At 74.7% G+C, this 12,094-nt stretch carries 14 protein-coding genes, 1 pseudogene and 1 riboswitch; of the genes and pseudogenes, 5 read left to right on the forward strand and 10 right to left on the reverse strand.

Annotated elements, in window-relative coordinates; genetic code table 11:
- Positions 1–77 precede the first annotated feature (77 nt).
- Positions 78–2,840, forward strand: coding sequence for an AfsR/SARP family transcriptional regulator (locus ABD332_RS46145; RefSeq protein WP_344510984.1), 2,763 nt, complete (start codon positions 78–80; stop codon positions 2,838–2,840).
- A 65-nt stretch (positions 2,841–2,905) separates the two neighbouring features.
- Complete coding sequence (locus tag ABD332_RS46150; RefSeq protein ID WP_344510986.1) at positions 2,906–3,679, forward strand: hypothetical protein; 774 nt, start codon at positions 2,906–2,908, stop codon at positions 3,677–3,679.
- Positions 3,680–3,740: 61 nt separating this feature from the next.
- Here ABD332_RS46150 and ABD332_RS60260 read toward each other — a convergent pair whose 3' ends face one another.
- The 4 genes from ABD332_RS60260 to ABD332_RS46170 are packed head-to-tail and all read right to left on the reverse strand — an operon-like array spanning position 3,741 to position 6,196.
- Complete coding sequence (locus ABD332_RS60260) at positions 3,741–4,190, reverse strand: SDR family NAD(P)-dependent oxidoreductase (RefSeq protein ID WP_425552395.1); 450 nt, start codon at positions 4,188–4,190, stop codon at positions 3,741–3,743.
- 46 nt (positions 4,191–4,236) lie between these two features.
- A complete protein-coding gene (locus tag ABD332_RS46160; RefSeq protein WP_344511114.1) occupies positions 4,237–5,043 on the reverse strand; it encodes a DUF72 domain-containing protein in 807 nt (268 codons plus the stop codon).
- A 20-nt stretch (positions 5,044–5,063) separates the two neighbouring features.
- Positions 5,064–5,534 (reverse strand): nucleotidyltransferase domain-containing protein, encoded by a 471-nt coding sequence (locus ABD332_RS46165; protein ID WP_344510988.1) that lies wholly within the window; start codon positions 5,532–5,534, stop codon positions 5,064–5,066.
- Positions 5,531–6,196, reverse strand: a complete 666-nt coding sequence (locus ABD332_RS46170; protein ID WP_344510990.1) for a LysR family transcriptional regulator substrate-binding protein — start codon at positions 6,194–6,196, stop codon at positions 5,531–5,533. Before ABD332_RS46170 ends, ABD332_RS46165 begins: the two co-directional genes overlap by 4 nt.
- A 23-nt stretch (positions 6,197–6,219) precedes the next feature.
- Here ABD332_RS46170 and ABD332_RS46175 point away from each other — a divergent pair, with 23 nt between their 5' ends.
- Positions 6,220–6,690 (forward strand): DUF5997 family protein, encoded by a 471-nt coding sequence (locus ABD332_RS46175; RefSeq protein WP_344510992.1) that lies wholly within the window; start codon positions 6,220–6,222, stop codon positions 6,688–6,690.
- Between the two features lie 5 nt (positions 6,691–6,695).
- On the opposite strand, the gene ABD332_RS46180 is transcribed toward ABD332_RS46175, so the two are convergent.
- The 6 genes and pseudogenes from ABD332_RS46180 to ABD332_RS60265 form a co-directional block, all read right to left on the reverse strand.
- Positions 6,696–7,166 (reverse strand): DinB family protein, encoded by a 471-nt coding sequence (locus ABD332_RS46180; RefSeq protein ID WP_344510994.1) that lies wholly within the window; start codon positions 7,164–7,166, stop codon positions 6,696–6,698.
- A gap of 44 nt (positions 7,167–7,210) precedes the next feature.
- Entirely contained in the window at positions 7,211–8,158 is a 948-nt protein-coding gene (locus ABD332_RS46185; RefSeq protein WP_344510996.1) for a cysteine peptidase family C39 domain-containing protein, read from the reverse strand.
- 12 nt (positions 8,159–8,170) lie between these two features.
- Positions 8,171–8,971, reverse strand: a complete 801-nt coding sequence (locus ABD332_RS46190; RefSeq protein WP_344510998.1) for a MerR family transcriptional regulator — start codon at positions 8,969–8,971, stop codon at positions 8,171–8,173.
- Positions 8,972–9,024: 53 nt separating this feature from the next.
- Positions 9,025–9,906, reverse strand: a complete 882-nt coding sequence (locus ABD332_RS46195) for a UbiA prenyltransferase family protein (protein ID WP_344511000.1) — start codon at positions 9,904–9,906, stop codon at positions 9,025–9,027.
- Between the two features lie 75 nt (positions 9,907–9,981).
- Positions 9,982–10,119, reverse strand: a complete 138-nt coding sequence (locus ABD332_RS46200) for a hypothetical protein (protein WP_344511002.1) — start codon at positions 10,117–10,119, stop codon at positions 9,982–9,984.
- Positions 10,120–10,250: 131 nt separating this feature from the next.
- Positions 10,251–10,526 (reverse strand): annotated as a pseudogene (locus ABD332_RS60265) (hypothetical protein); the annotation flags it as partial.
- A riboswitch (ZMP/ZTP riboswitch) is annotated at positions 10,498–10,582 on the reverse strand. It overlaps the preceding pseudogene by 29 nt.
- Positions 10,583–10,696: 114 nt before the next feature.
- Here ABD332_RS60265 and ABD332_RS46205 point away from each other — a divergent pair.
- Together ABD332_RS46205 and ABD332_RS46210 are read left to right on the forward strand one after the other, a co-directional pair.
- Positions 10,697–11,245, forward strand: a complete 549-nt coding sequence (locus ABD332_RS46205; protein ID WP_344511004.1) for a SigE family RNA polymerase sigma factor — start codon at positions 10,697–10,699, stop codon at positions 11,243–11,245.
- On the forward strand, positions 11,242–12,033 hold the full coding sequence (locus ABD332_RS46210) for a hypothetical protein (protein ID WP_344511006.1): 792 nt from the start codon (positions 11,242–11,244) through the stop codon (positions 12,031–12,033). The genes ABD332_RS46205 and ABD332_RS46210 overlap by 4 nt, the downstream gene beginning before the upstream one ends.
- Positions 12,034–12,094 lie beyond the last annotated feature (61 nt).

The raw sequence follows: 12,094 nt of genomic DNA on the forward strand, positions 1-12,094 counted from the left end.
GTTCACAAGACCGACACGCCCACCGCAGTGGCACCCGTGTGGCACCCTCGACGCCTCGCACCACCGCAAGGAGTCACATGGAGTTTCGGATCCTGGGTCCGCTGGAGGTCATCGCCGCGGGCAGGGTCGTCGCGCTCGGCGGGCCGAAACCCCGGGCGGTCCTCGCCACCCTGCTGCTCGACGCCGACCAGGTCATCAGCGTCGACCGGCTCATCGACGGCGTGTGGGGCGAGGACCCGCCACCCAGCGCGAAGAACGCCCTGCAGACCTATCTGTCGCGGCTGCGCCGGGTGATCGGCCCCGAAACGCTCGAACGGCACCAGCGCGGCTACCGGGTCGTCGCCAGCGCCCGGCAGATCGACGCGCAGCGCTTCGAGCACGGGGTCGCCCGGAGCCGGGAGGCGCTCACCGCGGACCCGGCGGCGGCGCTGCGCAGCGTCGACGCGGCCCTCACGCTGTGGCGCGGGCCGGCGCTGATGGACCTCGCCGACGACCCCGCAGCGCAGGCGGAGATCGCCCGCCTCACCGAACTGCGCCAGGTCGCCGCGGAGCTGCGGGTCGACGCCCTGCTCGGGCTCGGCCGCACCGCGGAGGCCGTCGCCGCGGCGTCGGCGCTCGTCGCGGAGCACCCGCTGCGGGAGGGCAGCCGCGCGAGGCTGATGCTGTCGCTGTACCGGGCGGGCCGGCAGGCCGAGGCGCTCGCCACCTACCACGAGGCGCGCATCATGCTCGCCGACGAGTACGGCCTGGACCCGGGCGGGGAGCTGGCCACCCTCGCCCAGTCGATCCTGCGGCAGGAGCCGCACCTCGGCCCGGCGGTCCCCGCGCTCCCCCAGCCGCCTCAGCCACCCCAGGCGCCGGCGCTGCCCCAGCCGCCGCCGTTGCCCGCGGACCGGTTCCTGGGCCGCGACGTCGAGGTCGCCGAGGTGCGGGCGCTGCTGCGCGACCACCGGCTGATCACGCTCGTCGGGCCCGGCGGCAGCGGCAAGAGCCGCCTCGCGGCCGAGGTGTGCCGCGGGCTCGGCCGTGACGTGTGCGTCGCGGAGCTCGCCGGGCTCGCCGACGACACCCTGCTGGAGCCGACCCTCGCCCAGGCGTTCGGCCTGGCCGTCTCCACCGACCTCGCCGGCGTCGCCGCGGCCGTCGGCGACCGGCGGATCGTCCTGCTCGTCGACAACGGCGAACACCTCGTCGACGCCCTCGCCGGCGTCGTACCGCGGCTGCTCACCGGCCTGCCCGGCCTGCGGATCCTCGTCACCAGCCGGGTGCCGCTGAGCATCGGCGGCGAGCGGCGCCACCCCGTGCCGCCGCTGCCCGCCGCGACCGCCGCGGTCGAGCTGTTCCTGGACCGGGCCGCCGCCGTCGCCCCCGACTGGCGCTGCGACGCCGCCGAGCGCGCCGTCGTCACCCGGATCTGCGAACGCCTCGACGGCCTGCCGCTCGCCGTGGAGCTCGCCGCCGGGCAGCTCGTCGCGCTGTCCCCGGCGCAGATCCTGGAGCGGCTCGACGACCCGGCGGCGCTGCGGACCGCCCGCCGCGACGTGCCGGCCCGGCACCGCAGCCTCGACACCGCGATCGACGTGACCTACCGGCTCCTCGACCAGCCGCAGCGGGACACGTTCGCGCGGCTCAGCGTCTTCGCCGGCACGTTCGACCTCGACGCCGCCGAACGAGTCGCCGGCGACGTGCTCACGCCGCTGACCGGGCTCATCACCGCGTCGCTGGTCACGACGCTGCCCGACACGTCACCGCGGCGCTACCGCATGCTGCAGACGCTGCGGCAGTACGCCGGCCGCCGCCTCGGCGACGACGAGCGCCGCGCGGTCCGCCGCCGCCACCTCGCCCGCGCCGCGGAGCTCGCCGCGACCGCCGACCGGGAGCTGCGCGGACCCCACGCCCGCTGGTGGTTGCGCGCCCTCTCGGCCGAGCAGGACGACACCCGCGCCGCGCTCGCGTTCGCCCTCGGCGGCGAGGACCCGGCGGCCGGGCTGCGGCTCGCCGCCGACCTCGCCTGGTTCTGGTACCGCACCGGCCACATCACCGAGGGGCTGCGCTGGCTGCGGGCCGGCCTCGACGCCGCCCCGGACGCGCCCGGCGACGACCGGGCCAGGGCGCTGACCGGCATCGCCTGCCTGCAGTACCTCGCCGGGGACGTCGCCGCCAGCACCGAGGCGATCCTCGTCGCCCTGGAGCTCGCCCGTGCGGCGGGCCACCCCACGACCCTGGCCCGCGCGTCGGCGTACCTCACCCTGTCGCTGGGCCTGCGCGGTCAGCTGGAGGAAGGGGCCAAGATGGGCGAGGAGGCCCGCGAGCAGGCCATCGCCAGCGGCGCCGACTGGGTCCTCCCCGAGGCGCTGATCAGTATCGGTCTGATCGCCGGTGCGAGCGGCGACGCGGAGACCGCCGCGGCCGCCCTCGACGAGGCGATCGAGGTCGGCACCCGCTGCGGCTTCGTCTGGTCGGCCGGCTCCGCCCGCTGGATCCGCGCCAAGCAGGCCGCCGTCAACGGCGAGCACGACGAGGCCTACACGCTCACCCGCCGCGCCACCCGCGACCTGGACGAGGAGGACGACGTCACCGGCTGGCTCGCCACCACGCACCTGCTCGCCGGCACGCTCGCCCTCACCGGCCGGCCCGGCGCCGGCGCGGTGCTGCTCGGCGCGGTCGACGCGCTCGGCGGGCAGGTCGGCTACTCACCGCAGCGCATGGACCCGCTCAACGGCCCGCGCAACGTCGCCGCGGTCACGTCCCGGCTCGGCCCGGCCGAGTACGACGCGGCGCACCGGCGCGGGCAGCTGATGGACCGGGCGGCGGTGCGCGCGTACATCGACGGGCTCTGACATTGCACGTGGATTGCACGCGGCGGGCCGCACGATGGTCCTCCGCTACAACCACGGAGTATTCGATGAAGTCCTTGACCAGAGCCACCGCGGCGGCGCTGCTCGCCCTGGCCGGCGCCATAGCCGTGCCCGGGGCGGCGCACGCCACGCCGCTGTGCAACCAACCGGTGCCGCCGCCCGCGTGCGGCGACCAGGACCCCGACCCGGACCCCGGCCCGATCGACACCCCGCCCCGCGGCGCCCTCGACGCCGTCACGTTCACCGGCAACGGCGTCCGCGTCGAAGGCTGGGCCGCCGACGGCGACACCGCCGCGGCGCTGCAGGTCCACGTGTACATCGACGGCACGTACGCCGGCTCGACCGTCGCGAACACGTACCGGTCGGACGTCGCGGCCGTGTACCCGTACTTCGGGGCGTACCGCGGCTACGAAGCGGTGATCCCGGCGAAGCACGGCTCGCACACCGTCTGCGCCTACGCCATCAACGTGACGCCGTCCGGCGCCACCCCCACGGGCAACCCGCAGCTCGGCTGCCGCACCTACAACGCGCCGGCCATCTCGAACATCGTGTCGTTCCACAATGGCCAGCAGTGGATGATCTCGTTCGACGACAACGTCATCGGCGAGACCGGCTTCACGGTCCGCTGGGACTACTGGGTCTGGTACACGATCCCCGGCACCCACGAGCGGGTGCAGACGCCGCGGTCCTGGACGTACACGCTGCCGGCGCACGAGGGCACCGGCCGGGTCACGATGCCCGACCAGCGCACCATCAACGCCACCCGGCTGACCGTGACCGCGCCGGGCTTCGGCGGCGCCAGCACCACCGACCTCTACTGAGAGGTCCCACCTGACCGCACCGGCCCCGGCAACACCGCGCCGCCGGGGCCGGTGCCTCACGTCATCCCTTGCGGGCCTGCCCGACCCAGTCCTCGCTGCGCTCCCACAGCTCGGCGGCGCGCTTCGGGTCCCGGGCGTACGGCATGTACCCGCGGAACGGCCCGCTGCCGCCGTACTCCGCGGCGACCGCGCAGTCCTCGAGGTACTGCCCGCCCCGCTCGGCCAGGTCCGGCGACACCGCCGCGTAGACCGACGTCGCCGCGCCCTGCCCGGTCGTCTTGAAGTCCTGCAGCGGCCGGCCCTGCTCGGCGAACTCCGCCTCGACGACGCCCCTGGCCTTCGCGACGTCCCGGACGGCGACGATCACCCGGGCGCCGGCGGCGGCGAGCGCCCTGGTCGTCTCGGTGCCGATGCCCGACGCGCCGCCGGTCACGATCGCGGTCCGTCCGCGCAGGTCGACGCCGTCGATCACCTCGGCGGCGGTGGTCTTCGCTCCATGGTTCGCGTTCATACCTCCCACCCCTGCACCTTCGAGCGCGCTCGAAGGCAAGTCGTCCTCAGAACAGGGTGAGGGGCTCCGCCGGCTCGGGCTCCGGCAGCGGTGCGAGCTGCGGCAGGCGGGCCCGGACCTCGTCGTGGAAGCGACGGGCGAGGGCGGGCGCGTCGGCGTTGTCCGGCGTGTGTACGAAGACCGTCGGCGACCGGCCCTCCCGCAGCCAGCCCGTCACGACGTCGAGCCAGGCCTGCCAGCCGTCGACCGTCCGGTCCGGGTCGTCGCGGCCGAGGTACCGCACGATCGGTGTCCCGGTCAGCGCTCTGGTCCGCCGCGGCACCCGCGGCTTCTTCGTCCACGCGTCGCGCTCCGCGTCGCTGGTCGGCGGGCTGGTGAAGAACGCGGTCGTGTCGAACGGCACCCACTCCGCCGCCACCGTCTCCAGGGCCGTCTCCAGCTCGCGGGCCGCCGCCCGGTCGGTGAAGAAGTCCAGGTGGCGGACCTCCACGGCGCACCGCAGCGACGGCGGCATCCGGCGCAGGAAGCGCTCCAGCACCGGCACGTCCCCCGGCCCGAACGACGCGGGCAGCTGGATCCACACGGCGTGGGTGCGGGGGCCCAGCGGCTCGATCGCGTCGAGGAACGCGCGCACGTCGGCGCCGGCGTCGGTCAGGCGCCGCTCGTGGGTGACCCGCTTCGGCAGCTTCACCACGAACCGGAAGTCCGGCCCGGTCTGCCGCGCCCACGTCTCGACGGTGTCCCTGGCCGGTGTGGCGTAGAACGTGGTGTTGCCCTCGACCGCGGTGCACCGCTCGGCGTACGCCCTGAGCCGCTCCTTCCCCGGCCACTGCCACGCCTTGTGCGTCCACATCGCGCACCCCACGTGCAGCTTCACGGGCAGTCCCCCAGCTGCCGCAGGTCCGCCCGGTCGACCTCGCGGGGCTCGTAGCCCTGGTGGAAGACCTGCTGAAGCCGCTTCGAGATGCACGGCACGGCCCGGCCGCCGATCGTGCCGATGGTGAGGTCGGCGCGCGGGTAGTCGAACCAGCCGCCGTCGAGCCCCGCCTGCCGTCCTTCACCGTCTCCGGTGAAGGCCACCGGGTGCAGGTCGACATACCCGCCGCCGGGGCCGGCGACCTCGACGCGGACGGGGCGCCAGTCGGTCTCGACCCGGTAGCCGAGCGCCTCGAGGGCCAGCAGCGCCTCGGCCTCCCGGGCGGCGTCGACGGCGAGGTCGAGGTCCCGGTGCTCCCTCGTCTGCCGGCCGACCAGGGCGTCGATGCCCCAGCCGCCCGAGATCCAGTGCGGACAGCCGGCCGCCTCGAGGGCGTCGAGCACCTCGCGCACCTGGGCCTCGTTCATCGCCGCTTGCGGGCCTTGGCGCCCGGCTGCTGCTGCCTGGCGGGTCTTCTCCCGGCGGGTTGCTCCGGAGCGCGGCCGCGGGTGCTGTTCGCGGTGCGGCCACGGACGATGCCGATCATCTCCTCGACCAGGTCGGTGTGGCGGTCCCGCACCCAGGCCAGCCCGACGGACGACGTCGGGGCGTCGGTCAGCACGCGGTAGGTCAGGTCCTTGCGATGGTGCGCGCGGGCGAGGGACTGCGGCACCACCAGTACACCTGCCGAAGACGCGACCCATTCGACCGCGGCGGCCGTCGTCTCCGGCCGCTCCGCCAGCACCGCCGCAGGCATCGACGGCCAGGTCAGGGTGTCATCGAGCGGGCTCAGGAGGGTCTCGTCGGCCAGGTCGGCGACGGTCAGCTCCTCACCCGCGGTGAGCAGGTGGTCCTTCGGGACGACCACGACGGTGGTCTCGGTGTACAGCGGGATGGCGTGGAACGCGTCCGGATCGACCGGCAGGCGGACCAGCCCCGCGTCGGCACCGTCGAGCAGCAGCCCCGGCGCGTCCTGGGCCGGGACGGGCTCGACCAGCAGCTCCACGTCGGGCAGCCGCTCGGCCCACAGACGGGTCCACTTGTCCACGGTCACCCCTGGGACGACGAGCAGGCGAAACGGCGTGGGCATCCGGCCAGGGTACCCTTGGCCGCGTGAGCCCGAAGAAGTCCCAGGTGATGAAGCCCGCCACGGCGGCGCTGAAGCTCGACGTGTATCTGCCCGCGACCCCGCAGGAGTTCCAGGACGGGATGGTGTCCCGCGAGGAGCTCGACGAGCTGCAGCGCAACCCCCCGCAGTGGCTCGCCGACCTGCGCAAGGACGGCCCGCACCCGCGCAACGTGGTCGCGGCCCGCCTGCGGGTGTCCAACAGCGGGCTGGCGCGCGGGGGCATCACCGACCCGCTCACGACCGCGCAGATCGCCGCCCTCGCCGCGGACCCGCCGGAGTGGCTGGTCAAGGAGCGCGAGATCCACGCGGAGAACAAGCGCGAGGAGCGTCGCCTGCAGGCCGCCCGCGAAGAGGCCGCCGCCGCGCCCGTCCAGCAGAAGGCGCCCGCCAAGAAGGTGGCGTCCGCGAAGAAGCCCGCCCCGAGGAAGGCCGCCGCCGCGCGCCGCGGCCGGTAGCGCGGCTACGCGTCCAGCAGCTGCTCGCGCAGGATGTCGGCGTGGCCGCAGTGCTGGGCCAGCTCGCGCAGCACGTGCAGGTAAACCCAGCGCAACGGCAGCGGCCCCCGGCGGTTGCCGGGCAGCAGGTCGTCCAGGTCGAGCCCCGCCGTCGCCCGCCGGGAGGCCGCACAGGTCTCCCGGAACGACGCACGCACGGTGGCGATCGTGTCCGTGTCGTCGAGGACGAAACTCTCGTCGGGTGTTTCCGGGATCCCGATCTCGGCCCGGGGGCGGCCGGTGACCGCCTCGTCGAACCACACCTTCTCGACGAACGTGACGTGCTTCACCAGCCCGAGCAGCGTCGTGCGGGACCGCACCAGCGACCGGCGCGCCTGCTCCTCGGTGAGCCCGTCGAGGCACGCGGCGAGCGCCTCGCGGTGCTCGTCGACGAACGCCTCCAGCTGCACCCGCATCGGGTCGTGAAAACCGGTCATCACACGACCTCCAGGCGGCACGGGAACGACGTCACGTCACAAGATCATAGCGGCGTCCCGGTCGTCCGGGGTTCCATGAGCGCCGCGCGGAGCCGGTCGTAGGTCGGGGCGAGCGCGCGCAGCAGGGCGGCGGCCGCGGGCAGGTCGCCGGTGACCATCGGGTGTTGCAGGGCGCCGACGAGGCGGGCCTGGCCGGCGGCGATCCCCGCCGCGTCGGGGTAGCCGGCCAGGCGCAGGCAGTCGGCGGTGTCGCTGAGCCGGCGGGCGCCGACCCGGATCGCGAAGTGGATGAGGTGCTCGCGCAGCCCGCCGCCCGCGCCGGCCGCGACGAGCTCGGCGCACCGCAGCGCGGCCGCGGCGTTGGCGAGGCTGCCGGGCGGCATGCCGGCGCCGGCCCGCGCCCCCAGCCACTCGACGGCGGCGGGGATGACGGCGCGGATCGCGTCGGCGTCGGTCACGTCGGCGACCTTCGTGAAGCCGGTGCGCATGGTGTACGGCTCGCCGTAGTCCACCGTCTCCGCCCGCCAGGCCGCCATGAAGTCGGCGACCGGCACCTGCGCGTACGGGTGGCCGTGCGGGTCGTGGACCAGGACCCGTTCGCCGTCCACGTCGAGGACGACGACGAAGTGGTCGGCGCCGATCGGCCCGGTCGTCTCGGGCTGGTGCCGCAGGTGGCCCATCTCCAGCGGCCCCGCCCACACCGGGCCGTCCTCCACCGCGGCGGCCAGGCGGGCCAGCGCGGTGGCGGCGTCCCCTCCACTGTGGACGGCCGAGGTCCAGCCGAGCGCGTCCAGCGCCCGCCCGCAGCCGATGCCGGGGTTCCAGCCGTACGCGTCGAAGAACACCATCGTGCCGACGACGAGCTGCATGCCGAACGGGCCACCGGTGGTGACCTCGATGACCGCGGTCGGCGGCGCCGCCGGCCCCATCAGCATGGCCAACGAGTTGCTGTAGCAGTACGGGCCGTTGCCGACGTAGGGCACGTGACGCATGGATCGGTGCTCCTATGGTGAGACTGGGTATGCGACGTCGAACCGCGCGCCGGCGGTGCCCGGGTGGACCTCGTACGGGCGGCCGGTGGTCACCATCCCGGGCCGCGCGTCCGTCCACGCCTCGACGGCGTCGTACACTCGCAGGATCAGCGGATAGTCCTCCATCGGCGCCGGCACGGGCAGGTACGCCTCGGTGTGCGCCGGGATCAGTCGCACGTACAGGTCGTCGACCGGGTCGACGGGGCCGGTGCAGGCGACCGACACCTCCACCGGCGCTTCGCTGTCGGGCGTGACCAGCTCGTGGAAGCAGACCCGCCGCAGGCCGTCGGCGGGCAGCCCCGAGTCGCGCAGGTGCGCCCGGATGTCCCGCTCCGCGGTGCGGATCAGGTCCTTCAGCCCGCGGATGTCGACCTGCCGCCGGCGGCAGACGGCCCTGGTCGCGGCGACGTCCCGGAGCCGGACCGCTCCGGCGAGCGCGAGGTCCTCGCCGGAGCGGTCGACCGCCTCGACCACCGCGGCGCGCTCGTCGAGCCGGTCGCGCTGCGTGCGCAACCACCCCCGTAGCTCCAGCGCCCGCGCCTGCGGGGTGAGGTCGAGCAGGGCACCGATCTTCGCCAGCGGCAGCCCGAGCGACCGGAGCCTGGCGATCAGCCGGGCCCGGGGCAGCTGGTCCGGCCGGTAGTAGCGGTAGCCCGTCGCCGGGTCCACCTCGGCCGGGATGAGCAGCCCCTGCTCCGCGTACAGGCGCAGGGCCTTCGGCGACAGCCGCGAGGCCGCCCCGAACTGCCCTGCCAGCAGGTGCTTTCCGTCCACGCCCCCGAGTCTGCGGCCTTCCCTTGGGGCAAGGTCAAGGACCCGCCGCCGCGTCAGCCGATGTACGCGAGCGCGAAGCCGATCGTGGGGATGCCGAACAGGATCGACACCACGGCCATCTTCGTGATCGTCGGGCGGCGGGTCAGGACCGCGTAGGCGGCGAGCAGGACCGGTGTCATCAGCAGCTGCGGCACGAGCGTCGAGCGCGGCACCAGCACGTCCAGCCATGCCAGCAGCACGCAGAACGCCAGCGCCGCCGCCCACAGCGCGACGCCGAGCCGGTGCGCGGACCGTGGACCGAACCGCACGGCGAACGTCGTGTCGCCCGCGCCCGTGTCGGCGGCCAGGTCGGTGACGGTGGTCGGCACGTACAGAGCGGCGGCGAAGAGCAGGCCGATCAGCCCGAACTGCCACGGGAACTCCCACGGCGGCCGGGTGATCGCCCAGCCCGCGGCCGGCGACACGACCCCGACGACCAGCGCGTTGACCGCGACGTCCCAGCCGGGCCGGGTCTTCAGCCGCAGCGGCGGCACGCTGTACGCCCAGCCGAGCAGCAGCACCCCGGCGACGCCGAGCACGAACAGCGGACCCACGTACAGGGCGGCCGCGACGCAGGTGACCGCCAGCCACCGGTACCACACCCGCAATCGCCTGGCGGAGACCGCTCCGGTGACCAGTGGGGCCGTCGCCTTGCGCGGGTTGTCGCGGTCGCTGCGTAGGTCCTGCAGGTCGTTCTGGGCCAGCACCGCGCCCCAGATGAGCGGCCCGAGCACCAGCAGCGCCACGAGCGCGCGCCCCCGGTCGGCCGGCGCGGGCAGCCAGTTGTGACCCGCCAGCACCGTGCCGAGGTACGCCGGCACCCACGACACCGGCCAGAACCATGGCCGCGAGACCGCGACCAGTACCGCGGCCGGACGTTCCAACACCGCCGTCATACCCCGATCATCGTCCTCGATCCCTGTGTCCGCACTGAGAGCCGCGTCATGCCGGGGGCCGCCGTGCCTCCGGGCTCAATGGCAGAACAGCCGGATTCCCGTCCGGACGAGGGTGATGCCGCGGCGGTCGCACTCGGCGGACACGTCGGTGGAGCGGATCGAGTCGCCCGGTTCGGTGATGTACCGCGCGCCGTGCCGGGCGGCGTGCTCCACGTTGTCGGCGAAGGGCAGCGCCCCGTCGGAGACGAACGCGATCCCGTCCCTCCCGGCCAGCCAGGCCGCCCGGTTGTGGCGGGATTCAGCCGGTACGTGGCGGCCATGACCCCGTCGAGCGGACCCGCGGTCGCGGCCCCGGCGGGCGACACGTGTTTGAACGACGCCGCGACCGGCCCGCCGAGCGCGGCCGCCGCCTCCCGCACCAGCTGCCAGGCCCCGGCCGCGTCGAGCACGTTCACGAACGACGGCGCCCCGTGCAGGAACCGCAACGGCGGCCGCCCCGGGTCGAGCGATGTCATCTTCGCGGGTCGCTGGTGCGGGTTCATGCCATGGCGCAGGTCCACCGTGCCTCCGTTTCGCAGGACGTCTGCTTCCCGGAGGCGCCCAGGCGGACGGCGCCACACCCATCGATCCGGCCGGTCCCCGGTGGTGTCCACCCGCGCCAGTAGCGGCCACCCGCAGCCTACCGGCCCTCGGCGGTGCGTTGTCACGGGCGAACTCGCCAGAGGCGTGAGCGTGACCGCCTGCCCGAGCAACCCATTTCCGCGTGCTGTACGTGTCTATCGCGATGATGATGCGAATTCTGAGGCGCGGCCGGCGCCCGCACGACGACGAGTTCGTCGCGTACTACGCCGCCCGCGCCGGACACCTGAGAAACACCGCCTTCCTGCTGTGCGGGGACTGGCACCTCGCCGAGGACCTGACCCAGACTGTGTTCACGAAGCTGTACCGCGCGTGGGGCCGGATCGACCGGCACGACGTGCTCGACCAGTACGCGCGGCGGGTGCTGCTGCGGGCCTTCCTCGACGAGCGCCGGCGTCCGTGGCGGCGGGAACGCCCGACGCCCGACGACGAGGTGCTCGACGCGAGCGTCCCCGACCAGCGGGGCGTCGAGGACCGGCAGGTGCTCAAGCGGGCGCTGCTGCGCATCCCGAAAGGGCGGCGGGCGGTGCTGGTCCTGCGCTTCTGGGCGGACCTGTCGGTCGAGCAGGTCGCCGACGTGCTCGGCTGCTCCACCGGCACCGTGAAGAGCCAAACCGCCCGCGGCCTCGACAACCTGCGCGAGGTGCTCGGCGACACCCTCGAAGACCTCAGACCGACCAGCCCCGGAGGACTCCAGTGAACGACGTGAAGATGCTCTGCGACCTCGCCCTCGACGACGCGCCGCCGCTGCGTGAGGCGGAGCGGGTCCTCGCGGTCGCCGCCCGGGCCGCGAGGACCCGCGACCGGGTCGTCGCCGCCACCGCGGGTCTCGCCGGCGTGACGGTCGCGGCGGCCCTGGTCGCGCCCGCGCTGCTGCCGTCCCGCCCGACGGCCCCCGCGCCGTTCGTCGCCGTGCCCGCCGCGCAGCCCACCGCTTCTCAGGTCGCGTCCGCGGCGCCGGTACCGTCGGCGCAGGCGCTCCCGACGCACGACCGCGCCGTGTACGACCTGCTCGTCGCGGCCCTGCCGGCGGGGTACTCGGGACACACCCAGTACCCGTTCGCCGGTCCGAGCACGCCGGCGATGCGCCTGGACTCGCCGACCGGTTCGGCGCTCGTGGTGATGTCCGCCCACGTCGTCGTCTCGGACGGGCACGGGGAGGGCTACCTCGGCGCGTACCTGGCGCAGACCAGCGAGACCGTGCCGCCCGGCGGCCTGTGCGCCCTGCCTGACGCGGGCCGCGACTGCCGCATCGTCGACGTCGCCGGCGTGCCGGTCGTGGTCTGGCTGGAGGACCACGGCGACGGCGGCGACGTCATCGTCGCCCGCCGCTACCTGCAGGGCGGCCACTTCAGCGTGACCGCTCAGCGCACCGTCCCCGTCTACCCCCACGACACCGCCACCGACCGCAAACCCGCCCTGGACAAGGCGTTCCTCACCGCGGACCAGGTCGCGGCGCTGGCCGGCAACCCGGCGATGCTGCCCTGATGCCGTCCTAGCGAGGCAGACGCGTGGCGTCGGCGACCAGCCGGCGCCACGCCAGCTCCGC

It is taken from the genome of Dactylosporangium maewongense (assembly GCF_039531485.1).
GTDB classification, from domain to species: Bacteria; Actinomycetota; Actinomycetes; order Mycobacteriales; family Micromonosporaceae; genus Dactylosporangium; species Dactylosporangium maewongense.

What these genes read in the sequence shown, in the direction of transcription:
- ABD332_RS46145 (WP_344510984.1), top strand. Translation starts at nt 78, where the DNA reads ATGGAGTTTCGGATCCTGGGTCCGCTGGAGGTCATCGCCGCGGGCAGG.
- ABD332_RS46150 (WP_344510986.1), top strand. Translation starts at nt 2,906, where the DNA reads ATGAAGTCCTTGACCAGAGCCACCGCGGCGGCGCTGCTCGCCCTGGCC.
- ABD332_RS60260 (WP_425552395.1), bottom strand. Translation starts at nt 4,190, where the DNA reads ATGAACGCGAACCATGGAGCGAAGACCACCGCCGCCGAGGTGATCGAC.
- ABD332_RS46160 (WP_344511114.1), bottom strand. Translation starts at nt 5,043, where the DNA reads ATGTGGACGCACAAGGCGTGGCAGTGGCCGGGGAAGGAGCGGCTCAGG.
- ABD332_RS46165 (WP_344510988.1), bottom strand. Translation starts at nt 5,534, where the DNA reads ATGAACGAGGCCCAGGTGCGCGAGGTGCTCGACGCCCTCGAGGCGGCC.
- ABD332_RS46170 (WP_344510990.1), bottom strand. Translation starts at nt 6,196, where the DNA reads ATGCCCACGCCGTTTCGCCTGCTCGTCGTCCCAGGGGTGACCGTGGAC.
- ABD332_RS46180 (WP_344510994.1), bottom strand. Translation starts at nt 7,166, where the DNA reads ATGACCGGTTTTCACGACCCGATGCGGGTGCAGCTGGAGGCGTTCGTC.
- ABD332_RS46185 (WP_344510996.1), bottom strand. Translation starts at nt 8,158, where the DNA reads ATGCGTCACGTGCCCTACGTCGGCAACGGCCCGTACTGCTACAGCAAC.
- ABD332_RS46195 (WP_344511000.1), bottom strand. Translation starts at nt 9,906, where the DNA reads ATGACGGCGGTGTTGGAACGTCCGGCCGCGGTACTGGTCGCGGTCTCG.
- ABD332_RS46205 (WP_344511004.1), top strand. Translation starts at nt 10,697, where the DNA reads ATGCGAATTCTGAGGCGCGGCCGGCGCCCGCACGACGACGAGTTCGTC.